Below are 26,141 nucleotides of genomic sequence, written 5' to 3'. Positions count from 1 at the left end.
ATTCAATTGTTAAGTCGGCAAAGAAAGGTTTCCGACCCTGGCCTACACCGGCTACAGTGGGGAAGTTCGACCGTCGATCAGGGTGCATCGTTCTCCTTGGCGATTGGTAAATTTTCCAGGAGACATGCAATGACAGTTTTTGTGGGCAACCTGCCCTTCTCGGTCACTGAGCAGGATATCACCGAGGCATTTAGCGAATACGGCACCGTCAAGTCGGTGAAGATTCCTACCGACCGTGAGACTGGTAGACCCCGCGGCTTCGCCTTCGTCGAAATGGCCGACGAAGAAGAAGCGAAAGTGATCGAATCGCTCGACGGCGCCACCTGGGACAACCGTCAAATCCGCGTCAACAAGGCCGAACCTCGCCCCGAGCGCAGTGGCGGCGGCGGCGGCGGTGGCGGCTATCGTGGCGGCGGTGCCGGCGGTGGCGGTGGCGGTGGCGGTGGCGGCTATCGTGGCGGCGGTGCCGGCGGTGGCGGCGGTCAGCGGCCTCGCTATTGATTACTGGTTCGCCGGGTTCATCGGCTGCGCTGCACCCGGCCCGCTCGCCGGGTTCATCCATTACGTGGGAGAGAGTATTGCGATGGCGCAAGTGAGAGTCGGCCAGGATGAGAGTATCGAATCGGCCCTGCGGCGCTTCAAGCGGACCGTGGCCAAAGCCGGCATTCTGGCCGAAGCAAAGCGTCATCGGCATTTCGAGACGCCCATCGAGAAACGGCGGCGCAAGGCGATTGCCAGAAGGCGCCGCTACCCCCGCCGGTAACGAGCTGCGGCCCACCCTGGCCCAGTGGCGCACCGAGAGGGTATAACGCTCGGTCAGTGGAGCGAGCTTGCCAATGCTGGATCTGATCATTCGCGGGGGCAATCTGCCGGACGGGAGCGGCCCGGTGGATATCGCCGTTGCGGATGGTCGGATTGCGGCGATTGCCCCTCGCCTCGAAGCGGAGGCCCGCGAGCAGATTGACGCCCATGGGCGATTGGTGAGCCCACCCTTCATCGACAGCCACTTTCACATCGATTCGACGCTTACCTTCGGTCGACCACGGGTCAACGCAAGCGGCACGCTGCTGGAAGGGATCGCATTGTGGGGCGAGTTGCGCCCGCAGCTAACCTTCGAAGAAATCAAAGGGAGGGCCCTCGGGTTCTGCCGGTGGGCCATCGCCCGCGGCAACCTGGCCGTCCGCAGCCACGTCGATGTGTGCGATCCGACTCTCACGGCGGTGCAGGCGCTGCTCGAGGTGCGCGCCCAGATCAAGCCCTACTTGGATCTGCAACTGGTCGCCTTTCCCCAGCAGGGCTACTTGCGCTACCGCGAAGCGCCCGGACTGCTCGAACGCGCCCTGGATCTGGGGGTGGAGGTGGTCGGGGGCATTCCCCACTTCGAGCGCACCGCCGCCGAGGGTGCGCTCTCGGTGCGCAAGCTGTGCGAACTGGCCGCCGAGCGCGGATTGCCCGTCGATATGCACTGCGACGAGAGCGACGATCCCCACTCGCGTTTTGTCGAAAACCTCGCCTGCGAAACGGAGCGGCTGGGGCTGCAGGGTAGGGTGACAGGTTCGCACCTCACCTCTCTCCACTCGATGGACAATTACTACGCCGGCAAGCTCATCGACCTGATGGCCGAGGCGCGCTTGAACGTGGTGGCTAATCCGCTCATCAACATCACCCTGCAGGGTCGTCACGACACCTACCCGAAGCGGCGGGGCCTGACCCGCATCCGCGAGCAGATGGCAGCGGGGCTCACCGTCGCCCTGGGCCACGACTGCGTGCTGGATCCGTGGTATCCGCTGGGTAGCCACGACATGCTCGAAGTGGTTCACATGGCGGTGCACGTCGCCCAGATGACCGGTACTGCCCAGATGCACGCCCTTTTTGACGCCGTCACCGTGGGCGCCGCCCGGGTGCTGGAACTGGCGGACTACGGCCTTGTCCCCGGTTGCCATGCCGATATGGTCATCCTGCAGGCGCGCGATCCGATCGAAGCGATCCGCCTCAGGCCGGCGCGGCTATGGGTGATCCGCCGCGGCCGGGTGATCGCCCGTACCGAACCTGTCCTCCCGCAGACAGCGCTCGATGGCTTGTGGCAACCCGTCGATTTTGGGCTTCCCGAAGCGTCCGCTTAAAAGCAATGGCGTGACCAAACACGATCCCAACCGGGCCTTCCCAAAGCACAACGGGTGCCGGAGATCACTCTTCGGCACCCGTTGCAACGATTGCCTTCCAAGGCTCTACAGCGAGCCACCCGCCTGGGTCAGCAGTTTCGACAGTTGCTGCAGCTTGGTCGCCACTTCGCCGCCGGCGTCGGCGGCCACCTCGCCGGTGTCCTCGCCCAGATCGGTAAGGACAGCCTTGAGCGACTCACCCGTGACATCGCCACTGGTCAGGGCCGCTTTCAGTTGCCCCAGATCCTCGGCTAGATCGGTTCCCTGCAATTGCTGCTGCCAGGTATCGATGACGACGACGGCCTGTTCCGGAGGAATGGCCGTTAAGCCCTGCTGGAGGGCGGCGATGGTTTTGTCCAGGTTTTCGGCAATTTGCGTTGAATCGGCCACGGTTGACTCCTTTACAGTTGGATAACGTTTGCTGAGACAGGTCGCGTGGAACACAAAAATCTCGGCTGCTCCGCGCCCTGCACAGTCTTTCAAAGCTACGTGCGCCCGTCCTCACTCCTTGGACAGAGTGGCCGGTTCCACCCTCCCTTTTTTTGAATGGAGGCTTTGAGAAATTAATTTATATTTTTAATATGGCGATGCCCGACCGCACGGCCGCATCCCAACTGTCGTTCCGTGCCGAATGCGCGAACGGGATAGGCGAGGGCGGATCGCACAGCGGTGCTTGCAGGGGCAACTGCCACCAACCGACGTCGTGCCAGGCGCCCAGTTTGTGGCCCACCGCGCGGTAGGTGCCCACCGCCTCGAACCCCATCGCCTCGTGCAGACCGACGCTGGCGGCGTTAGGCAGAGTGATCCCCGCGAAAACGTTGAAGAACCCCTGCAATCTCAACAGGGCAAACAAAGAAGTATAAAGTCCCCGAGCCATCCCCCGCCGACTGTGGTGCGGGTCGATATAGACCGAGCAATCGACCGACCAGCCGTAGGCGGCGCGGGCACGGTGTTCGCTTGCATAGGCATACCCGAGCACCCGGTTTGCGCTCGCACACACCAGCCACGGGTAGCGCTCGATAGTGCTCCCGATGCGCCGCTGCATCTCAGCCGCCGACGGCGGCTGCACCTCAAAGGTGACGGGGCTGCCACTCACAAATGGAGTGTATATGTCCAGAACCGCCTGCGCGTCGGTTCCGTCAGCCAGCCGGATAGTGGTCTTCATCGAGCGATTGCAGTGCTCAGCACAACCAAACCTCCTCCACATGTAACATCAGCCTACAATGTATTACAGATGGACCCCATCCTAAGATAGAAAAACTGATTGACCGAGCCCGCCATGACCCGCCTCAGTTCGAGCTTCTTTTTCACCCTGCGCGAGGCGCCCGCCGAAGCCGTCGCCGTCAGCCACAAGTTGTTGTTGCGCGCGGGGTTCATCCGGCCCTTGGCGGGTACGGCGGGCCTGTACGCTTACGGGCCGCTCATGCAGCGCGTGCTCCAAAAAGTCGGCCGCATCGTGCGCGAGGAGATGGATGCCACGGGTGCCCAGGAGGCGCTGTTCTGTCAGTTGCAGCCTGCAGAAATCTGGAAGGAATCCGGGCGCTGGACCGTCTATACCCAGGACGGCACGATGTTTACCCTCAAGGACGGCCAGGGCGAGCAGGCCCGCGAGTATGGCCTCGGTCCCACCCACGAAGAAGCTGTCTGCGACTTTGTGCGTGCGAGCCTCAATTCTTATAAGCAGCTGCCCTTTCACCTCTATCAGGTGCAGACGAAGTTTCGCAACGAGAAGCGGCCCCGCTTCGGGTTGATGCGCGGGCGCGAATTTATCATGAAGGACGGTTACTCCTTCCATGCCACGCCCGAGAGCCTCGATGAAACCTACCGGGCGATGTACCGCGCCTATACGAATATGTTTCGCCGCTGCGGGCTCGATTTTCGGGCAGTGGAAGCCGACTCCGGGGCCATCGGCGGTTCCGGGTCGCACGAATTTATGGCGCTGTGCGACATCGGCGAGGATACGATCCTCTACTGCGACGCGGCGGGCTACGCGGCCAACGTCGAGAAGGCCGTCTCCCTGGTGAGCGACCCAGAAGCGATCGGCCCCGGCAGCTACGCCGTCAAATCCACCCCCGGCATCCGCACCGTCGAGCAGCAGGCGGCGATGCTCGGGGTGCCGATAAGCCGGATCGTCAAAAATATCGTCTACGTCGCCCTCTACGCCGAGGCCGATCCCCGTCCGGTGCTCGTCTCGATCCGCGGCGACCGGCACATCAACGAGACCAAGCTCAAAAACCGCCTCGACTGCCTGGACGTGCGCCTTGCCGACGAAGCGGAACTGGCCGCCTGGGTAGAGGTAAAACCGGGATTTGTCGGCCCCGACGCGCCGATTGCCGGGGTGATTCGCCTGGCCGACCGCTCGGTGGACGGGCTGACCGATTTTTCCACCGGCTGCAACCAGGACGACGTGCAGTGCGTCTGGGCCAACTGGGGCGAGAACGGATTGGTGCTACCCGAGGTGGCGGACCTCGACACTGCCCAGGCGGGGGACCACTGCCACCTGGCACCGGAGGCGACCCTGCAGAGTGCCCGGGGCGTCGAGTTGGGCCATATTTTTAAGCTCGGCACCAAGTACTCGCGGCCGATGCAGGTACTCTTCGCCGACGAGGCGGGCGAACTGCAGCCGGCTCTGATGGGTTGCTACGGGGTCGGGGTCTCGCGGCTGCCCGCGGCGGTGGTCGAGCAGTCCCACGACAACGACGGGATCCTCTGGCCCATCGCCATCGCTCCCTACCAGGTCGTGCTGGTGCCGGCAAACGTCGCTGTCGAAGCGCAGCGCCAGGCCGCCGAGGAACTCTATCGGTCCCTCACCGCGGCGGGGATCGACACGTTGCTCGACGACCGGCCGGAGCGGGCCGGCGTCAAATTCAAAGACGCCGATCTCATCGGTATTCCCCTCCGGGTCACCCTCGGCCGCGACCTCGAAGCCGGTCTGGTAGAAATCAAAGTGCGCGGCGGCGGCGCGGCGGAAAAAGTGCCCTTAGCCGAAGCGCTTGCCCAGATCAAGGGGCTTATCGAGCGGTTGAACTCGGCCCAGCACTCGCGCTAGCGTAAACGAGCCACCCGTCTGGAGCGCTGTGATGCTGGTACCTTCGTATTTTTTGATCCTGGGAGGGTTTCTCGCCGTGCTCACGGCAGGAGCAGCCCTGCAGGAGATGATCAAACAGGCCTGGCTGAGGGAGGAAAAGCTGAACTTTCCGGACTTGCTGGTGCCCTATCTGGCGATGTGCGCCGGGTTCATCGCCATGATGGCAAGCGGCCTGCAGATATTCGGCATCCCGGCTGCCGGTGCCTATGGCTTTACAATTCCATTTATTTTGGCTCTGGCCGGCTTTGTCTGGTGGCGGCTGACGGTGGAAATTAGCGGCGGGGGCGGCAGTTCCTGGTAGTTGCCTTCTTCACTCTTCCGACGGTAGGGGCGGGTTGTCGAGCAGACTTTCTTTGGAAGACTTGAGCTTTTTCCAGAGGGAGCGAATTTCGTCGTAGGCTTCGTCGGCGCTGATTTTGCCGCCGGTTTCGAGAGCACAGATAAGCGAGACGCGGTTGGCGAACTCCTGCAAATTGGAGTTGAAGATGATGTTCCCCAGGGTCGCTTCACCCCGAAAAGACGCATGGGGGTCCAAGAACTCATCTTTGCTGGGCATGGGTTGCTTCCAGAGTGCTCCTCTAGAATATCCCCCACGCTCCGCAGCGAAACATCCGCTTCAGCTTGGGGGAGGGAAGCTAAGATGAGAGCGGTGCAAACGACTTTATACTCTCGTGTATACCTACTTTAAGTGCGGCGATCTCAAATTTCGCACTCTCGAAGAAGCGCTTGCTTACTCGGTAGCCACCGGCGAAGACATCCAGGAGCTGACCTCCAAGGGCGACCCGTTTATCGAGCGCCCGCCCCGGTCGAGCCGCCCGGTCTCCTGGATGCTGAGCGACACCTGGAACGCGCCTTCGGGATACCTGTCCACCCCCCAGGACAAACTGCGGGTGGTTGAGTTCGACCGCAACAATATTGGCAAAACCAAACTTCGACCCCAGCGCCCGCCCCGCCACCCACCCAGCGAAGGCAACAGTTCGCCGCCGCCGCCTAATTGAACGAGATAAACCAGCTGCCGGCGAAGCGGTAAAGAGGGTTGGGCTCGGTGCCCAAGTAGCGCGCCAGGATCTTGTAGGTGCCGCCCGCGCGGGGATTGGTAAAGTTCTGCATTCGGATGCGCAGGGGTGTTTCTGCAGGGATGGGCTGCTTGAGGATGATCGTCATCACCCGCGCCTGGCTGTCGAGCTGGTCCTGCTCGATTTTTTCGACCTCGAAGGCCTGTTTGGTGAGGTCGTTGAGCACCTGGATATTGTTCAGATCGAAGCTGTTGTCGTAGGGGTGGGGATAGGTCAACTGCAACTCGGCAATCGCCACGTTCTGGGGCCTGAACATCAGGTCCAGCATATTGAAGCGCACCTTCGAGCGGTTGTTGATCATCGAGTAGCTGAGGTTGTAATTGGCGTCGCGCTCGCCGCCGAACAGCACGAAACCGCCCTGGGCCAGAACCGGCGTCGCCTGGCATGCCAGGATAAGAGCAAACAAAGACCACCACTTGCTTTGCATCGATCCGTCCACTCCGAACGTTTATTGACGTATTCTGGCATGCTTGCTCTGGAACGTTCCGTGGTGATCACCGGTCTGGGGATCGTTTCTTGTCTGGGAGGCGAGGCGCGCACCACCTGGAAGCGACTGCTGGCGGGCGAGCGCGGCTATGAACCTGGCGAGCCGGTTGGCCGTGCCGGGACTGTGCAGGCCGAGACGGGTCGGGTTGTGGCCTTGGTACAGCAGGCTGCCCGCGAAGCACTCGCCGATGCGGGCAGCCGTGAGGCGTTCGATTTTGGGGTCGCCATCGGCTCCAGTCGTGGACTGCAGGCAGATTGGGAAAACGGTCGCACCGGCCCCTTGATTGGCCTCGACGCCCCGGCGCACGCCGTGGCGGCCCTGGCAGGTACGCAAGGCCCCCTCGCGGCGCTCTCATGCGCCTGCGCCTCGGGGGCCTGGGCGATCGGCACAGGCTACCGCTGGATCCGTTGGGGCCTGTGCGATCGGGTGCTCGTGGGCGCCGCCGACGCCGCCATCACCCCGCTCAACCTAGCGGGTTTTCGTCGGGCCGGTGCTCTGGCCCGCGACGCCTGTCTGCCCTTCGACCGGTGTCATAGCGGCTTTGTGCTCGCCGAGGGAGCGTCGGTACTCGTACTCGAAGCTGAAGAAGTCGCCCACGGACGGCCCTACACCCGCATCCGGGGTTTTTCCGCCACCTGCGACGCCTTTCACCCCACCGCCCCGCACCCCGAGGGCGAAGGGCTCGCGCGCGCCGTCGAGCGCTGCAGAAAGCAAGCTCCGGGGCTGAGCGTGGGGGCTGTCCACGCCCACGGCACCGGCACGGCGGCGGGCGACCCTGTCGAAGCCGCCGTGATCGCCCGGCTCTACGCCCCTGGTACACCGGTCATCGCCTGCAAGGGGAGTCTCGGCCACAGCCTGGGAGCAAGCAGCGCCATGGAGGCGGCCCTCGCCTGCCTGGCATTGCAAACTGGGCAGTTGCCCCCGATCGCCGGGCTCACCGACCCGCTCGCCCCGCTGGCCTTTGTACGCGAAGCCTTCCGGACCTCCGTGACCACCCTCATGCTCCACAGCCTCGGCTTCGGCGGCCAGAACACGGCACTTCTGCTGGAAGCTTGCCCTTCACCACGCCGCACGTTAGGCTAGGAAAGCGAAAAGCCCGGGACGTAGCGCAGCTTGGTAGCGCACTACTTTGGGGTAGTAGGGGTCGTGGGTTCAAATCCCGCCGTCCCGATATTTTAAAACCCGCATCAACAGCGGGTTTTTCTGTGTATTTCCTCGACAGCAGCCTGCACCGAGAGCGAATCACGATTTGTGATGGTTGTGCAGAGCTAAAAATGTTGCCGTTTGGACCGAGCTAAAGCATTCTGATAGTGAACAATGCGGGTACCCCAGGAGCGGTGCCGATGGGTCGAGAGTCGCTCGAAGAATGGCAAAGGCGCAATATCCGGGCGTGGTGCGAGGAGCACGGCTGGAATGGATTGCACCGCGAGGGCGGAGTGTGGGTGGCCTGTCCACCGCAAGAGGACACATCGGTTCCGGTACCCATCGCCGCCTACCAAGCCCGGGTCGCCGTCAACCGCGAACGGCTCGGACGCATCCTGTGGTTGGCAATTGCGATGGTGCGCCTGGCGATCCTGTCGGTCGTACTCGCCCAATTTGCTTACCTGGCCGGGGTGTGCTGGATCTACACCCACACTTCCCAAACGGTGTTTTTGAGCGAGTGGTCTATCTTTCGCTGGACGAGCTATACGCCCTCGACCTTTCCAATGCTGCTGCTGATGGTGCCGCTGTTCGCTTCGATCGCCATCTTGCTCGGAGAGCGGCTCTGGGTGTGGACCGGGCGGATGACCGCCTGAACCCTTCGCCTCAGATGGGAAAACAGCAAGGGATGACGATACATCGGACGTTGCCCCGGCGGTTGCGTTCTCGCAACACCGCACTCGCCCTGGAGCAGTCGCCAAACTGCGCCGCAGCGCTCTGCACAGCCGCGAGCAGATTTTGGTCGGTAAAGGCGCGCCGGATGCGCCCAGAACACGATTCGCCGTACAAAAGCCGGTGGGGGCAGGCAAAGCCTTTGTGCGCGGACAGTCTTTGGCGATAAACATCGATCAGGCCGATGGCCAACCGGCGGGCAGAAACGTCCACAGCTGTGCTGATCATCTTTTGTCTCCCTGGGATTGCGGGTCAATCTTCGTGCACCCGACCGTCTGCGTGGACGCCTCCCCAGACAGAGAACGGGCTACCGGCCGGGCAAACGCACGGCGTATTCCAGTAAACAGGCCGCCCCGAAGCCCCGGCTGTCGGGGGCGCAGAGGTCGTTGCGCAACTTGGCGAAGCGGGAGGCTTCGGAGGCGGTCCGGCAGAGATAGGCCATGCTCACCACATTGGAGCGTTCTTTGTAGATATCGTTGCCGTAATAGGCATAGGGACTGAACATGCCGACCTCCGGTGCACGCAAGCGAAAACCAAAAGCAATCCCCACCCCGCGGGCAGGATGGGGATCATCAGTCTAACTGGGAGCTTTAGCGTTTGCCTACGGGGCGGTGGGCCGGGATTCGAGCGCACCCACCGGGCAGGCGACCCCGGTGCCGCCCAGGCCGCAGTAGCCGCCGGGGTTCTTGGAGAGGTATTGCTGGTGGTAATCCTCGGCGTAATAGAACTCCGGCGCGTCGAGGACCTCGGTGGTGATCCGGCCCAGGCCCGCGGCGGTGAGGCGCTGTTGATAGGCTGCGCGGGACGCTTCGGCGATTTGCTTTTGCTCGGGGGTAGAGCAGTAGATTCCGGAGCGGTACTGGGTACCCGCGTCGTTGCCCTGGCGCATGCCCTGGGTCGGGTCGTGGTTCTCCCAAAAGATTTGCAGCAGACGCTCGTAGGAAATCACCCTGGGATCGAAGACGACCAGGACAACTTCGTTGTGGCCGGTCATGCCGCTGCAGACTTCCCGATAGGTCGGGTTGGGGGTCAACCCGGCGGCGTAACCGACCGCCGTCGTGTAGACGCCTTCGGCTTGCCAGAACACGCGTTCGGCTCCCCAGAAGCAGCCCATGCCGAACATGGCCTGTTCTGTTCCCTGGGGGAAGGGCGGCTGGAGGGGACGGCCGTTGACGTGGTGAGGAACGCTCACCGGCATCCTCTGCGCGCGTCCGGGCAGAGCCTGCGCCGTCGTCGGCATCTGGACTTGTTTATTGAATAACCCCATGATGGAAACTCTCCGCAGCCCGGTCGTGGGCTAATGTTTATTGCTGTTCTTTTACAATTTTAGCGCCTGGCCTGGGTGTCTCCTTGGCCAGGCGGTGCGGCCGTGCTGGTGGTTAAAGTTCTGAAGGAGGGTACCGGCTCATGCAACGCGAAAATCTGGCGTCGGGCTCACCCTGGGAACCGATCGTCGGCTACTCGCGGACCGTGCGCGTCGGGCGGCAGGTGTGGGTCTCGGGGACCACGGCCACCGACGCCGTAGGCCGGGTGGTCGGGGAAGGCGACGCCTATGCCCAGACCCTCCAGGTACTCAAGAATATCGAGCTGGCCCTGCTGCGCGCCGGAAGCAGCCTCACCGACATCGTGCGCACCCGCATCTACGTGACGGACATTGAGCAGTGGGAGGCGGTCGGCCGCGCCCACGGCGAAGTGTTTGGCCAGATCCGGCCTGCTTCCACGATGGTTGAAATTCGCCGCCTCATCGACCCGGTGATGATCGTCGAAATCGAAGCGGACGCCTGGATCGGCGAAGATCAGGACGGATCGGACTGCGTCCCGGGGAAAAACCCAGGATCAAGCGCTTCTTCGAGGGAGTAGGGACATTCCACGGGAAAATGGCCGTAGGGCAAGTCCGTCTGCTGAACAGCCAATCGCAGACCCGCTTGCCGGCCTTCTTGAAACGCCTCGACAAGATGCGCCTTCAAACTCGGTTGGGCAGCCAGCCGCCGCGATATCTGTCTTCGTTGCTCATCGATGGTCGCCTGCCAGGAGTTGCTGCGCCGCCCGCTCTGGAACTGCCATTTGAGAAGATGCCCAACCAGGATGGCCAACCGGCTTTCCAGTTCTCGCCGCTCCGCCCGCCCCAACGACTCGATCTCCTCAGCCAGGTTTTCAATATCCAACCGCTCCCACTGGCGCGCTCTGATCGCAGCAGCCTGCTGGGCGGTCCAGGCATGAAAATCGGCCTCATACAAGCTTTTCGGTCGCTCGGGTCTATCGCTGCCAATCTTCGCCCGCACCGTATTGCCTCGCCGTGGACTGGTTGCCACCAGCCTAACCGCATCAGTCTGAACGGTACGACCCGGTGGCTAGATCCCCGGGCCGTGCAAAAAGTCTTCGAGCAAGCGCGCCTCGATGGCGCAACTCGGAGCTGCCGGTTTCCCGGTTTTGTCGGTGCGCAACTGTTGCACTTCGCTTTCGAGTTCGTCGATGCGGCGGACCAGCGAGCGGATCACATCGGCGAGTGGGTCGGGCACCTGGCCGTGGGCGAGCGGATCGATGCGCTCGCCGTCCTGATAGACCACCCGGCCGGGTACACCCACCACCGTGCAGTCGCTGGGCACCGTGCGCAGTACCACCGACCCGGCCCCGATGCGGGTGTTGTTGCCGATTTCGATATTTCCCAAAACTTTTGCCCCGGCGCCGACCACGACGTTGTCGCCTAGGGTGGGGTGGCGCTTGCCCTTTTGTTTGCCGGTGCCGCCGATGGTGACGCCCTGGTAGATCAGCGCGTCGCGGCCGATGATGGCGGTTTCACCAATCACCACGCCCATGCCGTGGTCGATGAAGATGCCCGCGCCGATGGTGGCCCCCGGATGAATCTCGACGCCGGTCAGCCAGCGGGCGATGTGCGATAAAAAGCGCGCCGGCCAGAACCAGCGGCGGGCGTACAGAAGATGGGCGAAGCGGTGGACGGCGACGGCGTGCAGACCCGGATAACAAGTCAGCACTTCAAACCACGAACGCGCGGCCGGGTCTTTCTCGAAGGCGGCCTGGAAGTCTTCCCGGATGGTAGCGACGACGCTTGCCAGGGTTTTGTACACAGTCGTGTAAAAGTAACGGCGCCCAGTGCTACACCATCTTAACAGCCCGATAGACGATGTTTTTCGCGCCCTCCCCGAGCGGCAATCCGCCGCAGGCGCCCTGGTGTCGGCCATATTGAGCCGTGGCCCGGCCAATGCCATTGTCCGGGCCAATGCATTTTGGGCCGGTAGGGGTGCCGCTGCACCCTCAACCGCGCAGGGTGTCGAGCACCCTGCGCAGCACCTCTGTGGGCACCTCGACCCCGGTGTGGACGCGACCGATCGCTTCCGGCAACACGAAGCGCACCTTGCCCGCCTCGACTTTTTTGTCCGATTGCATGCGCAACAGCAGCGCCTCGCTGGCGATGTCGCTCTTCCAGCGCACCGGCAGGCGGGCTTTGATAATCAACGCCTCCTGGCGGCGAAGCTCCTCGGGGCTCCAGAGATCGAGCGCCACTGCCACCCGGCCCGCCGCCGCCATACCGAGGGCGACCCCTTCGCCGTGCAGATAGCGGCGGTAACCGGTGGCACTTTCGAGGGCGTGGCCGACGGTGTGGCCGTAGTTGAGGATGGCGCGCAGACCGCCTTCGCGCTCGTCGCGCACGACCACCTCGGCTTTGGCCTGGCAGGAGCGCACCAGCAGCGTGGTGAGGGTGCGCGCGTCCGGGCGTTGCAGGCTGGGCAATTGCTCCAGCCGCTTAAATAAGTCCCCGTCCCAGATCACCCCGTATTTGATCACCTCGGCCATGGCGGCGCGCGTCTCGCGCGGCGGCAGTGTCCCCAGCACCTGCGGGTCGATGAGCACCAGGCAGGGCTGGTGGAAGGTGCCGATCAAGTTCTTGCCCAGGGGGTGGTTCACCCCCGTCTTGCCGCCGATGGCAGCGTCCACCATCGCCAGCAACGTCGTCGGCACCTGGGCCACCCGGATGCCCCGCAGCCAGGTGCTGGCCGCGAAGCCCGCCATGTCGCCCACCACCCCGCCGCCCAAAGCGACGATGAGCGACGAGCGCTCCAGGCGGTGTTCGAGGGCTGCTTGATAAATGCGCTCCACCGAGCGCAGGTGCTTGTGGCGCTCGCCTGCCGGGACGGTGACGCTTGCCGTCTCGAAGCCAGCGGCGTTCAAGGAGCGTACCACCCGGGCGCCGTAATGGCGCAAAACCACGGGATTGCTCACCACCAGCGCCCGGTTCACTTTGCCCAGTTCGGCCAGGTACTCGCCGAGGCGCTCAAGACCGCCCTCGTCGATGCAGATGTCGTAACTGTCCATGGGCAGGGCAACAGGGATGCGGATCATACGGGCGGCCTGTTCAGCGGCGCGGGCGAATCGGGAGCCACTCGAGTGTAGCGCCGGGCGGGGTTCCGTCAATGTTCCAGCCTAGTTGCGCTAGGTACCGAAGCCACCAAAATCGGCGGATAGTTTACAGAAACCGCCGCGATCCGTTGAACGGTGTGTGGAGTAATTACTGTAGCTATTTCGCGGCGAACGGTAGGGCTTGCTGAGCCCCATCTTTACCCGCAATGGCGAAAGTTATCAACAGGAGCATATTCATGAAATGCAACGTGCGCTTAATCGCGGCGAGCATCACTCTGGCTGCCGGGCTGCTTTTGCACAGCGTATCGACACCCCAGGCATCCGCTCAACAGAATGAAGCCTCCAGCGCATCCGGTTTTTGTCAGGAACAACTCGGTGGCGAATTGTTTTTCAGAACTGAACTATTTTTTGGTTTGTCCAAATCAGACGGTTCACAGGTGAGTGAGGCGGAGTTTCAAGGCTTTGTCGACACCGTGGTGACGCCCCTGTTCCCCGATGGACTGACTTTGCTCACAGGCCAAGGGCAATTCAAAGATTCCACTGGAACCATCATCGAAGAAGGATCGAAGCTGTTGATCCTGCTTTATCCCTTCAGCCGCGAAAGCAGTGCAAAGGTCAATCAGGTCCGGGAAGCCTACAAAGACTCCTTCCAGCAACAATCCGTACTGCGCACGGACGAGCAATCCTGCCTGTCGTTTTGATCGCGGCGGTTCCGCGCTGAGGACGGCGGCTGCATCCGGCAGCTGCTGTCCGACAAAGAAGGCTCCCAGATGGTGCGCACCGTTTTGAATGCCCGGCGCTATCGCATTACAGCCGCGGAGGTGTTTCTCGGGCAATTGTGCCAAGAGCAAGTTTGAACCCACCGGCCCAAAGCGGATCGATTGCATTGAAAAATTTGTCGGCATTGATGCACATATCCCCTCGCGCTTTGCCGTAGTCTGTTCTGGCAGGACAGAACGTCGTCGCAACCGAACCATGAGTTACTGGAAAAAGATTGTATCTGCGTCTTTTGTTTGGCTGTTCCTGGCCTTACCCGGCCTGGCCGCGGTACCGACGCTGACCCGGCAGGCCAGGGACAATCTGGTCGAGACCGAGCGCTTTCTGGTGGTCAGGACCGTCAAAGAGATCCCCGAGGCGGTCCAGGTTCAGATGGCCAATCTGTTGCGCCAGGCAAGTCTGCAACTGGCCAATCCGGGACAGAAATTGCAAAAGGCGGACGATGACGACCCCATGGTGCCCCAGCGCCGTCTGATCTTTGCCGGGATCTCGCCGGATTACTGCGTCGTGGTCTACGAGCGCTACGCCTACGGTGTCAAGGGAACGGTGAACAATATCCTGGTCTACTCCCTTGCAGCAAACGTAGCCAGGCTCGTGGGCGGAGGGCTCACCCGCAGCAATGTTGACGATCTGGCCCAGCTGAAAACGGCGCTCAAAAAGGGCGAGATCCGCCCTCTAGCCAGGGGCTATCTGCCCTGAACACTGCGGTCCCCGGCCCGGCCGAGGTCGAACGGTGCGAGCTTGTCGCTCATCCAGCGGCCCAGGTATTGCTCGGCGATAAAGGGCCGCACGACCAGGCGGGGCGGGGTGCCCCCTTCGACATCGACGCGCAAAAACGAGTAGGGACGGCGCTTGTGGCCGCCCACTCCGTCGCGGCCGACAAAAAGCTGCGAGCGGGCCACTTCGCGGCTCTGGTCTCCAAATTCCTCGGTGAGCACCGGGCCTTCCGGGCGCTGGCGGCGCAGGCTGAAGCCGCTGCCGCCGCAGATCACAATGTCGAGGTGGGCATCGGCGTGGCCGGTGTCCGCCGTGCGCAGGTGCTCCAGGCAGTGGGCGTGGCCGGTGAAGATGGCATCGACCAGGGGGCGCCCCTTCGCACGCTCCCCCACCTGCCGGTGCACCGCGTCGAGCACCCGGCGCAGGCGGCGGCGCACGGCGAGGGTCTGGGCCTGCTGCCACTTGGTGGCCTCGGTGACGTAGGGCGGGTGGTGCATATAGATCACCCGGCCGCGCACCGACGGATCGTTCCAGGAGGCCGCCAGCCGCTCGGTGAGCCATTCGAGCTGCTCAAAATCGGTGACCGTACTCGGGTCGCAGTGCAGTTGCTTGTCGAGGTCCATCTTCATCTCTTCGAGCTGCTCGATTTTGGTGCGCAACTCCTCGAGCTGCTCGGAAGCCTCCTCCTCGTCGGGCTCCAGGTTGTCGGACATCTCGAGCATCTGCTGCTTCTGGATTTCGAGTTCGGCGCGCTGGTGCTCGAGATCCCGGCGGGAAGCCTCGCCTTCGTCACTCGAAGCGAGCGGCGTGGGCGCGTTGAAGGTGTTGGAGTCGAGGGCGAAAAAGTCGATGCCCCCCGCCCGAAAGGTGTAGTAGCGGTTGGGCAGCCGCGTGAAGGCCCCCGGCCGGTAGCGCAGGCAGCGCCCGGTAGCGGTGCGGGCGGTGTAGTGGCGGTCGAGGTGGCGCCCCAATTCGGCGTCGCTCTCGAAGGCTTTGAGGTAATCGAGAAACGCCTTGGCGTAAACTTTGCCCTGGTCGGAGCCGCGCCAGCCCACATCCAGGTCGAGTTTGAAGCCGAGCAGTTGGCGCAGCGGCAGCATCGTCTGGGCTACCAGGCCGTAGAAAAAGGGCAGATCGTAATAGTCGTGGTTGCCGGGGATGGGCAAAAAGGGCTGGTTGAAGACCATCCGGTCGTAAGCAATCTGCTCGGGCCGCTCGCCCCCCACCAGAAATTCGCGGTAGGGCTGGATGAAATTTTTGGGGTAGTACTCGTCGGAGCCCACCAGGTACATCACATCGCCCGTGTGCAGGACAAAGCGGCAGTCCTCGCGCTGGGTGAGCATCTGCTCGGCGATCTGGCGCTGGGGGTTGTGGCCGCGGTGCGGGCCGGAACCGCTGTCGCCCACCACCAGAAACGAGAATTCCGGTTCCTCCGGCTGCCCATCGTCGAGCACCAGGGCGGTCTGGTCGATCCCGCGCCCGCGAATCGGCGCCCCTTGCCACTGCACCCGCTTTTTCATCCGGGCGATCTTATCGGCGATCGGTGGGTCGATGACAAAATCCACGCCTGCCCCCTCGCGTCTACTTCACTATTCGGCCACTATCTTCAAGCCAAGCATGCCGCTTGCCACCGGCGCTCTACCCGCCGGGTGAGGTCGCAGGCCCCCCAATCAGTATGACGAAATTTTGCGCTCTTTCATCCCCCCACCCGGCACAGCGCCGATAGCAGGCAGGGATGGGGCCGGTATCCTGGAAAGAAAGTTTACAGAGCGCCATGTCCGCAAGCACCCAGCCGTCCACCTTTCCAGTCGAGGCCACTTTTCGCATCTCGCCCCTCATCCGCTATACCCTGTTCGGGCTGCTGGTGAGCCTGGTGCTGCCGCTGCCCTTTTTGCAGGTGAGGCTGGGATCGCCTGTGCCGCTCTGGGTGACCTTGGCCGGGATCGCCGCCGGGTGCGTGGCCCTGGCTGCCGCCCTTTCTCAGCGCGTCCTCACCGACGGGTATGGCGTAGCGGTGCGCTACGCCCGCTGGGTACCGGGTTTTGTCGGCCGCTCCTGGCGGATGGCCTGGGAGGAAGTGCGCGAAATCCGCTCCGCGCCCACCAGCCAGGGCGGCCGGGTCCACTATCTGGTCAATGGGCGCGGGGATCGCTACTTGCTGCCGATGCGCATCGCCGGATTCGCCCGTTTTTTGCGCATCCTCGAAGCGCGCACCGGCCTGGATACCAGCCGCGTCAAACCCCTCGCCCAACCGTGGATGTACCTGGCGCTGCTGGTGTGCGTGGTGCTGATGTTCGGTGCAGACCTGTTCATCCTCGCGGCGGCTTTCGCGGGTAGTCATTGAGCGGGGATGGTTGTGACTGCAGAAGCAAATGAATCCGGCGCTAACTCGGGAGTTGCCGTTCCGCCTGGACTCAGATTTGACGTTCCCCCTCCGTATTAACTAACATGAAGCAGAGAAGCGGGTCGAATCCCCGGACGAGCGCTCGAACGCTCTGAAGCTTTTGAACTTCTGCCGGTCGCAAGACCGCTGGGCCTCACGCTCGCCCACCGGTCACAGGCCCGGGCGGCAGAAAAAGTTTCCGGCCATGGATTTGCAGGTCTTCTCCTTGTCACCTACCAGGAGATCTCCATGGCCACTGCATTTTCGGCACTCGGGCTCAGCGAGTCCGTGGTGAAGGCGCTCGACGAACTCGGTTTCGAGCAGCCGACTCCGATTCAACTGAAGAGCATCCCCTTTTTGCTGGACGGCCGCGACCTGCTCGCCCAGGCCCAGACCGGCACCGGCAAGACGGCGGCTTTCGGCCTGCCGCTGGTCGACCGTTCAGACCCGCAGGACGCCCGGGTGCAGGCGTTGGTGCTTGCCCCCACGCGCGAACTGGCCGTGCAGGTGTGTGAGGCCATTCATACCTACAGCAAGCATTCGGGCGTGCGGGTGCTGCCCATCTACGGCGGCCAGCCCATCGATCGCCAGATGCGTCGTCTGCGCGCCGGTGCACAGATCGTGGTGGGCACCCCCGGGCGGGTGCTCGATCTGATGCGGCGCGGCAGTCTCGATCTGAGCGCATTGCGCACGCTGGTGCTCGACGAAGCCGACCAGATGCTGGATATGGGCTTTATCGAGGAAGTCCAGACCATTCTTGATGCGGCTCCCCCAGAGCGGCAACTGGTCTTCTTCTCAGCCACACTGCCTGCGAGTATCCGCAAACTTGCCGCCCGCCACCTGCGCACGCCGATGACGCTCACCATGCCCGCCGAGGAGCGCGACACCCCGGCCATCGCCCAGCGGGTCTACTTCGTCAACTTCAAAAACCGCGCCCAGGCTCTAACCCGCGTGCTCGCGGCCGAAGATCCGGCCTCGGCCTTGATTTTTACCCGCACCAAACAGGCGGCGGACGAACTGGCCGAACAACTGCAGGACGACGGTCACCGCGCCGAGGCCCTGCACGGGGATCTCAATCAGAGTGCGCGCGAGGCGGTGCTGGGGCGCTTTCGCCGCCAGCAGCTCAACGTGGTGGTGGCGACCGACGTTGCCGCCCGCGGCCTCGATATCGCCGATCTCAGCCACGTCATCAACTACGACATGCCCCAGGACGGCGAATCGTACATCCACCGCATCGGCCGCACCGGCCGGGCGGGGCGCACCGGGGTGGCGATCAGCTTCGCTCTGCCCACCGACCGCTATCGGTTGCGGCTGATTGAACGGGCGACCGGCTCGACGCTCGTTCCAGCCAAGATTCCCTCAGCGGGAGAAATCCAGGTGCGGCGCACCGAACGCCTCGTCGAGCAGTTGCGCAGGCAGTTGCAGGCGGACGAGAGTGATCCGAGCCTCGTACTTTACCGCGAGGTCGTGGGACAGTTGCGCGAGGAATTCGACTTGGGCGATATTGCCGCCACGTTCCTCAAGCTCGCTCAGCAGCGGCCCGGCAGTACCGGGAGCGGCTGAGGCGCAGTCTGCTTGTAAACCCTGGCCCCGGCGGCGGTTCGGCGTGCCGGGGTGATTGTCGGCTGGTGCGCGTTTGGGCAATCGGATAGATTGTTCCGTAGCCGCTTGGGGCCGCCCGATGCTTCCACCACTCATTCAACCTTGCCCCGGTTGCCGGGGTAAACGGACCGACCCGCCCAGCGGCCCCATCAGGCGTAGATTGACTCCAGCACCGCGTCTTCGACCAGATGATTGGCGCTCACTCGCTGCACGTCGTCCAGGCTTTCGAGCTTCTCAAGCAGGGTGAGCACCTGGCGGGCCACGTCCGGATCGGCGAGCTCGATGTTGTTGTCGGGTACCCAACGCACCTCGGCCGCAGCCAGCCGAAAGCCGGCCCCCTTGAGGGCGTCGGTGAGCGCTTCGAGATCCGCAGCTTCGCAGGTGACCTCTACCCCCTGGCCCTGCGGATCAATTTCGTAGCCCAGGGCGCCGCCGTCGAGGGCCGCCTCGATGAGTTCCTCCTCGCGCACCGGCCCTTCGAGGACCGCCACGCCCCGCTGCTGAAACATCCAACCCACGCAGCCGGTTTCGCCGAGATTGCCGCCGTTGCGGCTGAAGACCGCCCGCAGATCCGCCACTGTCCGGTTGCGGTTGTCGGTCTGCGCTTCGATCAAAATCGCCACCCCCGCCGGGCCGTAGCCCTCGTAGCGGATCTCTTCGAAGTTGTCGCCCTCGATGGCGCCACTGCCTTTGTCGATGGCCCGCTGGATGTTCTCCCCCGGCAAACTCGCCGCCTTGGCCTGCTCGATGGCCAGGCGCAACCGAAAATTTCCCGCCGGGTCGGGGCCGCCCAGGCGCGTGGCGACGATGATTTCGCGGGAGAGGCGGGCGAACATCGCCCCTTTGGCCACGTCGTTTTTGGCTTTCTGGCGCTTGATCTGCGCCCACTTGCTATGCCCTGCCATGATCTGCGCCGCTTGCTGATTCTGGTCGAATCTATCACAGCAAAATCGCCGCCCCAGCCGGAAGCGCATTGCGTCCCCCGACAGCAATCCCTAAGAAAACCATGGCACCCCGCACGCTTCCCCAAGCAAGCTGTCCGACAGGTCCGTCCCGGCGATTTGCGCCGGCGGACCGAGGGCGGTTTTGCGTGGACAGGGGTCCATTTTATAAGTGATCCCAACTGCTCTGCAAATGCGGCTTCAGAAAGGACCAGAAGCCGCTGCAAGCGCTTTGTGCTACACTTGATGCGTGATCTGACCTCGCCCCGTTTTGACGCGCCTTTGGGCATAGCGGCACTAACGACCGTGGGCGATACGCTAGCTGGCGCGAAGGAGCGCACGACGAATGACCGAAACCTATGGAGCGGAGCAGATTCAGGTTCTCGAAGGCCTGGAGCATGTCCGCAAGCGCCCGGGCATGTACATCGGCTCCACGGGACCGCGCGGTCTGCATCACCTAGTTTACGAAATCGTCGATAACTCCGTCGACGAGGCTCTTGCCGGTCACTGCAAGCACATCGCCATCAGCCTGGGCGCCGACGGCTCCGCCACGATCACCGACGACGGGCGCGGCATACCGACCGACACCCACCCGCGCACGGGCAAATCCACCATTGAGACGGTACTTACGGTGCTCGGTGCCGGCGGCAAGTTCGGCGGCGGCGGCTACAAAGTCTCGGGTGGTCTGCACGGCGTCGGCGCGGCGGTGGTCAATGCCCTGTCGACCATCCTCACCGCGACGATCTGGCGCGAGGGCAAGCAGTACATTCAACGCTTCCATCGCGGCATTCCCGAGGGCGGTCTTGCGGTGAGTTCCGACTCCCAGAAGCGTCGCGGCACGATGATTTCGTTCTTGCCCGATCCCGAAATTTTTACCACCGGCGTCGATTTTGATTTCGACACGCTCTTGAGTCGCTTTCGCGAACTGGCCTTTTTGAACGCGGGGGTCGAATTTCGCTTCAGCGATTTGCGCGGTGAGACCGAGCGCACCGAAAGCTATATCTACGAAGGCGGCATCCGCGAGTACGTCAAGTACATGACCCGCGAGAAGGCTGCTTTGCACCCCGATATCATCTTTATCAACCAGGAGCGCGACGGGGTAAGCGTCGAGTGCGCCCTACAGTGGAGCACCGACGTCTATAACGACAACGTGCTGGGTTTTGCCAACAACATCCGCACCATCGACGGCGGCACCCACCTCGAAGGTCTTAAAGCCGTCCTCACCCGCACCTTCAACAGCTTCGCCCGCAAGGCCAACAAGCTCAAAGACGGTGACAAGAACCTCACCGGCGAGCACGTGCGGGAGGGGCTGACCGCCGTGTTGAGCGTCAAAGTCCCCAACCCCGAATTTGAAGGCCAGACCAAGACCAAACTCGGCAACCCCGAGGTGCGCGGCATCGTCGACGGCGTGATTTCCGAGAAACTCACCGAATACCTCGAATTTCACCCGGATGTGGTGGCTTCCATCCTCGAAAAGGCTCTGCAGTCGATGCAGGCCGAGGAAGCGGCCCGCAAAGCGCGCGACCTGGTCCGCCGCAAATCGGCCCTCGAATCGTCCACCCTCCCCGGCAAACTCGCCGACTGCCAGAGCCGCGACCCCGCAGAATCGGAAGTCTTTCTAGTAGAAGGAGATTCGGCGGGCGGGAGCGCCAAGCAAGGGCGGGATCGGCGATTCCAGGCGATTTTGCCGCTGCGGGGCAAAATCCTCAATATCGAAAGAGCCGACGACCGAAAGATTTACGGCAACAACGAGATCCAGGCGATGATCACCGGTCTCGGCCTCGGCCTCAAAACCGAAGAATTCGATGTCGGTCGGCTCAGATACCATCGCATCATTATCATGACCGACGCAGACGTCGACGGCGCCCACATCCGCACGTTGCTGCTCACGTTCTTCTACCGCTACAAACGCGACTTGGTCGAGCAGGGCTACATTTACATCGCCCAGCCGCCGTTGTACAAAATTTCGATCGGCGGTGGCCGCAATATCGACGTGCGCTACTGCTACTCCGAACAGGAAAAAGAGGCGATCCTTCGCGGTCTGCGCGAGAACCAAAAGTATGAGCTCCAGCGCTTTAAGGGTCTAGGCGAGATGCAGGCGGATCAGCTCTGGGAGACGACGATGAACCCCGAGACGCGCACCCTCAGGCAAGTGACCATCGAGGACGCCGCCGAGGCCGACCGCGTCTTCAACATCCTGATGGGCGACCGCGTCGAACCCAGACGCGAATTTATCGAGACCTACGGTCCACGGCTGCAGATGGCCGACCTGGACATTTAGGTTCGGTGTCAAGTGGATCAGACCCCGCCGGCCAGGTGCGCCGCACCCCGAAACAGGAGCGCGGTCGACAGCGCGTCGAGCGGATTTTGCCGGCCGCCACCGAGGTGTTCGCCGAGGTGGGCTACGAGGCGGCCACCACCCACGGCATCGCGGAGCGCGCCGAGACCGCCGTCGGTTCGCTCTACCAGTTTTTCCCCGACAAGCGGGCTCTCTTTAAGGCCCTGGAACAGCGACACATCGAGCGGGTACACATCGCTTGGGCACGGTTGGGCGCCCTGCCCCTCGAGGAGTTGGGTTTCGAGGGGTTCATGCAACGGTTGCTGTGCAAGGACTGCTCCCGGCAGTTCTTGCTCCCGGTGGGGCAGAGCGCGTAGAAACCCGGGGCGGCAGCGATGTAGCGGGTGGTGGACTCGGACGTCGGCGGACTGGCAATGCGGCACCGCCGGTTGTATCCGAAAGACACGATATCTTGTCCCATAGGGATTTGAGGCCATGCCGACCCGGCTCGTTGCGCCAGAGCGCGGGCCATTGGGGTGCACCGGTCGGCCGGCGCCTATTGAAGCCGGTCCAACCCGGTGCCGTTGTAGTCGATCGCGACATTGGCGCTCTCCTTCAACACCGTGTTTAAAAATTGGCCGACCTCCGCTGGCGAGCAGAGATGGCGAACGCTCCCGGAGTCGGACTGGGGGCGGGTCTGCTCGATGGCAATGCAGGTGAGCCCTCCCCGGTCTCGATGGAGCAAGAAGCACCTGTCACCTGCCTTGATGTGCACCTCCGTTCTGCAGGCGCAGTCTTCGAGCATCTCGTTGAGGGCGTCGACGATCGTTTGCCTATTCATCCGATTTTCTCCAGGGCGGCCCTGCGGGGCAGGCCGACGAATTAAGGGGACCGTGCATCGCGAGAGGCGGAGGTACGCCGCCACCGCCGGGTGCGGCCCGGCAAACCTCGTGGTGCTCGACCGCTTGCGGTCGTTTCTGCCCGGTGATGCGGCCGAGCGCTGTGTTGCGCCGCGCATCACCGGCAGCCGGGCGGCCGCGGATTCGCCGGTTCCTGCGGCGAGGCGGGCGTGCCGACCGCCACAAAGAAGTGCCTGCCTTCTGGGGCGATCGCAAAGCGCCGGGAGATGTTCATCGTCACGTTGACCCCGAACCGGGAGTCCACACTTTGCCCACGACCCGGATCTTTTTTAGAGATGTTCGGCAGCACCTCCATGGTGCCGCAGAGCGAGACCATGGAGCCCACTTTGCGCAGGTGGGTTCCCCCGTTCTGGCGTAACAAGCTCGGCCCGAAGCGGCCGATTGCCCACCGCCAGACCGGCGAAGCGTGCTCCGCCCCGTAGTCCTGCAGTGGCACCAGTGCACAAGATCGTGCCCTGCCCTTGGGCCACCATGGCGGGTAGCACCTCCCGCACGGCCAGGAACGCCCCCCCAGGGTTAGAAGAAAGCCGCCGGTGTATGTATCAAAAATGGCTGCAACAATCTATCTCTCTGGATATTTGCTCCGAGTGCACCGATTGTGGAAAATTTCGTGGATTTTAAGTCAGAGTGTCGGTGGGCGAATTTAGCAGGATATAGATGCCGATACCCATCAACAAAAAAGGCAGAACATAGCGGGAAAAAGCAGTGAAGATCGGCCGCAAAAAATCGATCGCCACCAGGCGTATTGCCAATCCACCCTCTGCTGCGGCCACAGCGAGTACAGCCAGAATCACGATCCAGTCCAGTTCGGGTTTGGTGTCCGCCAAAAAGGCGGTGAGGACGGCGAGGGTGTCGCCGCTGTTGGCCAGCATCACCAGTCCGACAGCCGGCCATTTTGCCCGGCCATCCGGCACCGGAGCCGCCCCGTCGTCAACGGCCGGTTTGCGAAAAATCTGCGTGAACTGGTAGATCCCCAATCCCAAAGGAACCATTCCCAGCCAACCGAGGTAGTTGGCAACAGCCAGTTCCGAAACCAGGGACAAACCCTTGGCGGCAATCAGCACACCCGCGACCGCCGCCAGATACCCGGCCAGCACCTGGGCCCGGGAGCAGCCCGGCTGCCCGAAAAAGCCAATCAGCAACAAAAAATTGTCGGTGCTGGTGGACGCGAAAGCGGTGCCCGCCAGGGCAATGGTAAGCAGAACTTCCTGCTGCGGCAAGTTGAACCTCCCGTGGCTTTTGCCGGGGACAAGTTATACGGTTGCATCTCGGCGACTCGCCCAGTGTACCGTCCCGACGACACCACCTGGCAACCGCCGCCGACGGCGGCAGCACGAACGACCAAGCTGTTGCACTGCTGACGGCAAGACCGTAGTCCCGGCTACAAAACTGCGCGAATCGTAATCGTATACCAGTACGAAGGATAATAAGGCTGTGTGGATCTCGGTAGTGGGTCCTCGGTGTGCGATGTCAAACGGTGACGGTTTCATAAGAAGAACGGCGGGGGAGCCGGAACTGGCGGCCCGGACCGCTTCCGGCGGCTTCAGGCCCGATCGGCTTCTGTTGGCCCAGGATCTGGGCGCCCTCAGCGTGCGCCGCGACAGCAAGGGCTGGGTGCAACTGTTCGGGCATCTGGCGGTGCTCGGTGCGAGCGGCTCGCTCTGGGCGAGCCAGATCGGCAACTGGCCTGTGGCTGTACCAGCGCTGGTGGTGTATGGGTTCGGCCTCGCTTCGATGTTCGCGCCGCTGCACGAGTGCGTTCACCGCACGGCCTTTGCGAGCAACCGCACCAACGATGCCGTTGCCTGGTTCGCCGGATTGCTGTCTTTTTACAACAGCACCTTCTACCGTCGCTACCACAAGTGGCACCACCGCTATACCCAGATTCCCGGCAAAGATCCCGAACTGGACGATCCGAAGCCCAGCAACCTGGGTGGATACCTGGTCGAAATTAGCGGCCTGAGTTGGTGGATGGGCAAATTGCGCGGGCACTTTCGGGTGGCGGCGGGCCGCCTGGACGGTTGCCCGTTTATTCCCGAGGATGCCCGCACCGGGGTGATCCGCTCGGTGCGGCTGCAACTGCTCGTTTATGCCGGGGCGATTGCGCTTTCGCTCGCAGCGGGTCAGCCCTGGTTTTGGCTCTACTGGCTTTTGCCCCTCGCGGTCGGTCAGCCGATTTTGCGGGCGATCCTGCTGGCGGAGCACACCGGCTGCAGCAGCGACGACAACCCGCTCACCAACACCCGCACCACGATCACCATCTGGCCGGTGCGTTTTTTGATGTGGAACATGCCCTTCCACACCGAGCACCACCTGCACGCCTCGATCCCATTCCACGCCCTGCCCGTTGCCCACCAAAAGCTGCGCCCCCACTTCGCCCACCTCGCGGCAGGCTATGTCAAAGTCAACCGCGACATCGTCGCCAGGCTCGGATGACCCGCTCTGCCGAAGCTTTTGCCCTCGAAAACTTTGCCCTGCAGTGCGGAACGGTCCTCACCCGCGCCCAACTGGTCTACCAGACCCACGGCGAACTGGCGCGCGGGCGCGACAACGCCGTTCTCTACCCCACCTCCTACGGCGCGCGGCACGCCGACATCGACTGGCTCATCCACCCCGACCGCATCCTCGACCCGCGGCGCTACTTCGTGATCGTGGTCAATATGTTCGGCAACGGGCTATCCACATCGCCCAGCAACTGCGAGAAATGCGCCCTTGCCGAACAACGATTCTGGTTTACCCATTTCGACAATGTCCGCGCCCAAGAGCGACTATTGATCGAGGTTTTTGGTATCGAGCGGCTGGCGATGGTCTACGGCTGGTCGATGGGCGCCCAGCAGGCCTACCACTGGGGAGCACTCTACCCTGAGCGCGTCGAGCGGATTGCCGCCTTGTGCGGCACGGCGCGCACCACCGATCACAACCGGGTGTTTCTAGAGAGTTTGCGCGCGGCGCTCACTGCCGATCCGGCCTGGACGGGAAGCGGATTCGACGGCATACCCGAGCGCGGCTACCGCGCCTTTGCCCGCATCTACGCCAGTTGGGCGGCCTCCCAGGCGTTCTATCGCGAAGGACTTTACTACAAACTTGGCTACGACTCGCTCGAAGACTATTTGCAGCGTGGCTGGGAAGCAAACTACCGCAAGCGCAACCCGCACGACTTGATAGCGATGATCGACACCTGGCTGCGCTGCGATGTGGGCGATAACCCAATTTACCGGGGCGACTACTGCGGGGCACTTGCCGCGATCCGGGCGCGCACGCTCGTGATGCCCGGTGCCACGGACCTGTACTTCACGCCCGAAGATTGTGCGGTGGAGGCGGCACGCATCCCCGACGCCGAGTACCGGCCCATCCCCTCGATCTGGGGCCACCGCGCCGGCAATCCCTATCAAAATCCCGAAGACGCCGCCTTTATCCGTGCCGCCGTTCGGGAACTGCTCGATCGACCTGCGCTGTGAGGG

The 26,141-nt window shown here is 62.9% G+C and carries 32 protein-coding genes and 1 tRNA gene; 18 read left to right on the top strand and 15 right to left on the bottom strand.

Going from position 1 to position 26,141, the window contains the following annotated elements; translation table 11 throughout:
* Positions 1-129 precede the first annotated feature (129 nt).
* The 3 genes from GLL_RS23480 to GLL_RS13070 all read left to right on the top strand — a co-directional run bounded on the left by GLL_RS23480 (position 130) and on the right by GLL_RS13070 (position 2,123).
* Complete coding sequence (locus GLL_RS23480) at positions 130-501, top strand: RNA recognition motif domain-containing protein (RefSeq protein ID WP_011142525.1); 372 nt, start codon at positions 130-132, stop codon at positions 499-501.
* Between the two features lie 82 nt (positions 502-583).
* Positions 584-763 (top strand): 30S ribosomal protein S21, encoded by a 180-nt coding sequence (gene rpsU, locus GLL_RS13075; protein ID WP_011142524.1) that lies wholly within the window; start codon positions 584-586, stop codon positions 761-763.
* A gap of 73 nt (positions 764-836) precedes the next feature.
* A complete protein-coding gene (locus tag GLL_RS13070) occupies positions 837-2,123 on the top strand; it encodes an amidohydrolase family protein (RefSeq protein WP_011142523.1) in 1,287 nt (428 codons plus the stop codon).
* Positions 2,124-2,228: 105 nt separating this feature from the next.
* On the opposite strand, the gene GLL_RS13065 is transcribed toward GLL_RS13070, so the two are convergent.
* The gene (locus GLL_RS13065) at positions 2,229-2,552 is read right to left on the bottom strand and encodes a hypothetical protein (protein ID WP_164929043.1); all 324 of its coding nucleotides are present in this window, start codon (positions 2,550-2,552) and stop codon (positions 2,229-2,231) included.
* A 178-nt stretch (positions 2,553-2,730) separates the two neighbouring features.
* The gene (locus GLL_RS13060; protein WP_164929042.1) at positions 2,731-3,327 is read right to left on the bottom strand and encodes an arsinothricin resistance N-acetyltransferase ArsN1 family B; all 597 of its coding nucleotides are present in this window, start codon (positions 3,325-3,327) and stop codon (positions 2,731-2,733) included.
* A 114-nt stretch (positions 3,328-3,441) separates the two neighbouring features.
* On the opposite strand from GLL_RS13060, the gene GLL_RS13055 reads away from it, so the two are divergent.
* A complete protein-coding gene (locus tag GLL_RS13055) occupies positions 3,442-5,211 on the top strand; it encodes a proline--tRNA ligase (protein WP_011142520.1) in 1,770 nt (589 codons plus the stop codon).
* Positions 5,212-5,242: 31 nt separating this feature from the next.
* On the top strand, positions 5,243-5,551 hold the full coding sequence (locus tag GLL_RS13050; RefSeq protein WP_164929041.1) for a hypothetical protein: 309 nt from the start codon (positions 5,243-5,245) through the stop codon (positions 5,549-5,551).
* A 9-nt stretch (positions 5,552-5,560) separates the two neighbouring features.
* Here the strand turns inward: GLL_RS13050 and GLL_RS13045 are convergent, their stop codons facing one another.
* Positions 5,561-5,806, bottom strand: coding sequence for a DUF7219 family protein (locus GLL_RS13045; RefSeq protein WP_011142518.1), 246 nt, complete (start codon positions 5,804-5,806; stop codon positions 5,561-5,563).
* A gap of 115 nt (positions 5,807-5,921) precedes the next feature.
* Between GLL_RS13045 and GLL_RS13040 the strand changes: the two genes are divergently transcribed.
* Positions 5,922-6,248, top strand: coding sequence for a hypothetical protein (locus GLL_RS13040; RefSeq protein WP_011142517.1), 327 nt, complete (start codon positions 5,922-5,924; stop codon positions 6,246-6,248).
* Here the strand turns inward: GLL_RS13040 and GLL_RS13035 are convergent.
* The gene (locus tag GLL_RS13035) at positions 6,241-6,753 is read right to left on the bottom strand and encodes a DUF2808 domain-containing protein (RefSeq protein WP_164929040.1); all 513 of its coding nucleotides are present in this window, start codon (positions 6,751-6,753) and stop codon (positions 6,241-6,243) included. The genes GLL_RS13040 and GLL_RS13035 overlap by 8 nt on opposite strands.
* A 39-nt stretch (positions 6,754-6,792) precedes the next feature.
* On the opposite strand from GLL_RS13035, the gene GLL_RS13030 reads away from it, so the two are divergent.
* The 3 genes from GLL_RS13030 to GLL_RS13020 all read left to right on the top strand — a co-directional run bounded on the left by GLL_RS13030 (position 6,793) and on the right by GLL_RS13020 (position 8,609).
* The gene (locus GLL_RS13030) at positions 6,793-7,896 is read left to right on the top strand and encodes a beta-ketoacyl-[acyl-carrier-protein] synthase family protein (RefSeq protein WP_011142515.1); all 1,104 of its coding nucleotides are present in this window, start codon (positions 6,793-6,795) and stop codon (positions 7,894-7,896) included.
* Positions 7,897-7,910: 14 nt separating this feature from the next.
* Positions 7,911-7,984: transfer RNA gene (locus GLL_RS13025), tRNA-Pro, on the top strand.
* 172 nt (positions 7,985-8,156) lie between these two features.
* Complete coding sequence (locus GLL_RS13020; RefSeq protein ID WP_164929039.1) at positions 8,157-8,609, top strand: hypothetical protein; 453 nt, start codon at positions 8,157-8,159, stop codon at positions 8,607-8,609.
* Between the two features lie 10 nt (positions 8,610-8,619).
* Here the strand turns inward: GLL_RS13020 and yidD are convergent, their stop codons facing one another.
* The 3 genes from yidD to msrA all read right to left on the bottom strand — a co-directional run bounded on the left by yidD (position 8,620) and on the right by msrA (position 9,952).
* Complete coding sequence (yidD, locus tag GLL_RS13015; protein WP_011142513.1) at positions 8,620-8,913, bottom strand: membrane protein insertion efficiency factor YidD; 294 nt, start codon at positions 8,911-8,913, stop codon at positions 8,620-8,622.
* Between the two features lie 79 nt (positions 8,914-8,992).
* Positions 8,993-9,190, bottom strand: a complete 198-nt coding sequence (locus GLL_RS13010; RefSeq protein ID WP_164929038.1) for a hypothetical protein — start codon at positions 9,188-9,190, stop codon at positions 8,993-8,995.
* A gap of 96 nt (positions 9,191-9,286) precedes the next feature.
* Complete coding sequence (gene msrA / locus GLL_RS13005) at positions 9,287-9,952, bottom strand: peptide-methionine (S)-S-oxide reductase MsrA (RefSeq protein ID WP_011142511.1); 666 nt, start codon at positions 9,950-9,952, stop codon at positions 9,287-9,289.
* A gap of 140 nt (positions 9,953-10,092) precedes the next feature.
* Between msrA and GLL_RS13000 the strand changes: the two genes are divergently transcribed.
* Entirely contained in the window at positions 10,093-10,545 is a 453-nt protein-coding gene (locus GLL_RS13000; RefSeq protein ID WP_164929037.1) for a RidA family protein, read from the top strand.
* Here the strand turns inward: GLL_RS13000 and GLL_RS12995 are convergent.
* The 3 genes from GLL_RS12995 to aroB form a co-directional block, all read right to left on the bottom strand.
* Positions 10,482-10,967 (bottom strand): DUF29 domain-containing protein, encoded by a 486-nt coding sequence (locus tag GLL_RS12995; RefSeq protein ID WP_164929036.1) that lies wholly within the window; start codon positions 10,965-10,967, stop codon positions 10,482-10,484. The genes GLL_RS13000 and GLL_RS12995 overlap by 64 nt on opposite strands.
* Positions 10,968-11,036: 69 nt before the next feature.
* Positions 11,037-11,771, bottom strand: a complete 735-nt coding sequence (cysE, locus tag GLL_RS12990; RefSeq protein ID WP_011142509.1) for a serine O-acetyltransferase — start codon at positions 11,769-11,771, stop codon at positions 11,037-11,039.
* 187 nt (positions 11,772-11,958) lie between these two features.
* Positions 11,959-13,044, bottom strand: coding sequence for a 3-dehydroquinate synthase (gene aroB, locus GLL_RS12985; RefSeq protein ID WP_011142508.1), 1,086 nt, complete (start codon positions 13,042-13,044; stop codon positions 11,959-11,961).
* Between the two features lie 254 nt (positions 13,045-13,298).
* Here aroB and GLL_RS12980 point away from each other — a divergent pair, with 254 nt between their 5' ends.
* Both GLL_RS12980 and GLL_RS12975 read left to right on the top strand, forming a co-directional pair.
* On the top strand, positions 13,299-13,763 hold the full coding sequence (locus GLL_RS12980) for a DUF3574 domain-containing protein (protein ID WP_164929034.1): 465 nt from the start codon (positions 13,299-13,301) through the stop codon (positions 13,761-13,763).
* 274 nt (positions 13,764-14,037) lie between these two features.
* A complete protein-coding gene (locus tag GLL_RS12975; RefSeq protein ID WP_164929033.1) occupies positions 14,038-14,538 on the top strand; it encodes a hypothetical protein in 501 nt (166 codons plus the stop codon).
* On the opposite strand, the gene GLL_RS12970 is transcribed toward GLL_RS12975, so the two are convergent.
* Complete coding sequence (locus tag GLL_RS12970; protein ID WP_011142505.1) at positions 14,526-16,121, bottom strand: metallophosphoesterase; 1,596 nt, start codon at positions 16,119-16,121, stop codon at positions 14,526-14,528. The two genes, GLL_RS12975 and GLL_RS12970, sit on opposite strands and share 13 nt — an antisense overlap.
* A gap of 209 nt (positions 16,122-16,330) precedes the next feature.
* Here GLL_RS12970 and GLL_RS12965 point away from each other — a divergent pair, with 209 nt between their 5' ends.
* Both GLL_RS12965 and GLL_RS12960 read left to right on the top strand, forming a co-directional pair.
* Entirely contained in the window at positions 16,331-16,900 is a 570-nt protein-coding gene (locus GLL_RS12965) for a hypothetical protein (RefSeq protein WP_164929032.1), read from the top strand.
* Positions 16,901-17,188: 288 nt separating this feature from the next.
* Positions 17,189-18,502, top strand: a complete 1,314-nt coding sequence (locus GLL_RS12960) for a DEAD/DEAH box helicase (protein WP_011142503.1) — start codon at positions 17,189-17,191, stop codon at positions 18,500-18,502.
* A gap of 188 nt (positions 18,503-18,690) precedes the next feature.
* Here the strand turns inward: GLL_RS12960 and GLL_RS12955 are convergent, their stop codons facing one another.
* On the bottom strand, positions 18,691-19,446 hold the full coding sequence (locus GLL_RS12955; RefSeq protein WP_011142502.1) for a YebC/PmpR family DNA-binding transcriptional regulator: 756 nt from the start codon (positions 19,444-19,446) through the stop codon (positions 18,691-18,693).
* 382 nt (positions 19,447-19,828) lie between these two features.
* On the opposite strand from GLL_RS12955, the gene gyrB reads away from it, so the two are divergent.
* Both gyrB and GLL_RS23275 read left to right on the top strand, forming a co-directional pair.
* Positions 19,829-21,763, top strand: coding sequence for a DNA topoisomerase (ATP-hydrolyzing) subunit B (gene gyrB, locus GLL_RS12950; protein ID WP_011142501.1), 1,935 nt, complete (start codon positions 19,829-19,831; stop codon positions 21,761-21,763).
* Between the two features lie 5 nt (positions 21,764-21,768).
* Positions 21,769-22,137, top strand: a complete 369-nt coding sequence (locus tag GLL_RS23275; RefSeq protein WP_011142500.1) for a TetR/AcrR family transcriptional regulator — start codon at positions 21,769-21,771, stop codon at positions 22,135-22,137.
* Between the two features lie 179 nt (positions 22,138-22,316).
* Here the strand turns inward: GLL_RS23275 and GLL_RS12940 are convergent, their stop codons facing one another.
* The 3 genes from GLL_RS12940 to GLL_RS12930 form a co-directional block, all read right to left on the bottom strand.
* Complete coding sequence (locus GLL_RS12940; RefSeq protein WP_164929031.1) at positions 22,317-22,601, bottom strand: hypothetical protein; 285 nt, start codon at positions 22,599-22,601, stop codon at positions 22,317-22,319.
* 176 nt (positions 22,602-22,777) lie between these two features.
* Positions 22,778-23,116 carry a hypothetical protein gene (locus GLL_RS12935; RefSeq protein WP_011142498.1) on the bottom strand — a complete coding sequence of 113 codons (339 nt, stop codon included), beginning with the start codon at positions 23,114-23,116 and terminating at the stop codon, positions 22,778-22,780.
* Between the two features lie 181 nt (positions 23,117-23,297).
* Positions 23,298-23,900, bottom strand: a complete 603-nt coding sequence (locus tag GLL_RS12930) for a cadmium resistance transporter (RefSeq protein WP_011142497.1) — start codon at positions 23,898-23,900, stop codon at positions 23,298-23,300.
* A 247-nt stretch (positions 23,901-24,147) separates the two neighbouring features.
* Here GLL_RS12930 and GLL_RS12925 point away from each other — a divergent pair, with 247 nt between their 5' ends.
* On the top strand, positions 24,148-25,116 hold the full coding sequence (locus GLL_RS12925; RefSeq protein ID WP_164929030.1) for a fatty acid desaturase family protein: 969 nt from the start codon (positions 24,148-24,150) through the stop codon (positions 25,114-25,116).
* Complete coding sequence (locus GLL_RS12920; protein ID WP_011142495.1) at positions 25,113-26,138, top strand: alpha/beta fold hydrolase; 1,026 nt, start codon at positions 25,113-25,115, stop codon at positions 26,136-26,138. Before GLL_RS12925 ends, GLL_RS12920 begins: the two co-directional genes overlap by 4 nt.
* Positions 26,139-26,141 lie beyond the last annotated feature (3 nt).

This window comes from Gloeobacter violaceus PCC 7421, assembly GCF_000011385.1.
GTDB lineage: Bacteria > Cyanobacteriota > Cyanobacteriia > Gloeobacterales > Gloeobacteraceae > Gloeobacter > Gloeobacter violaceus.
This window is presented reverse-complemented; position numbering and strand designations above follow the sequence as displayed.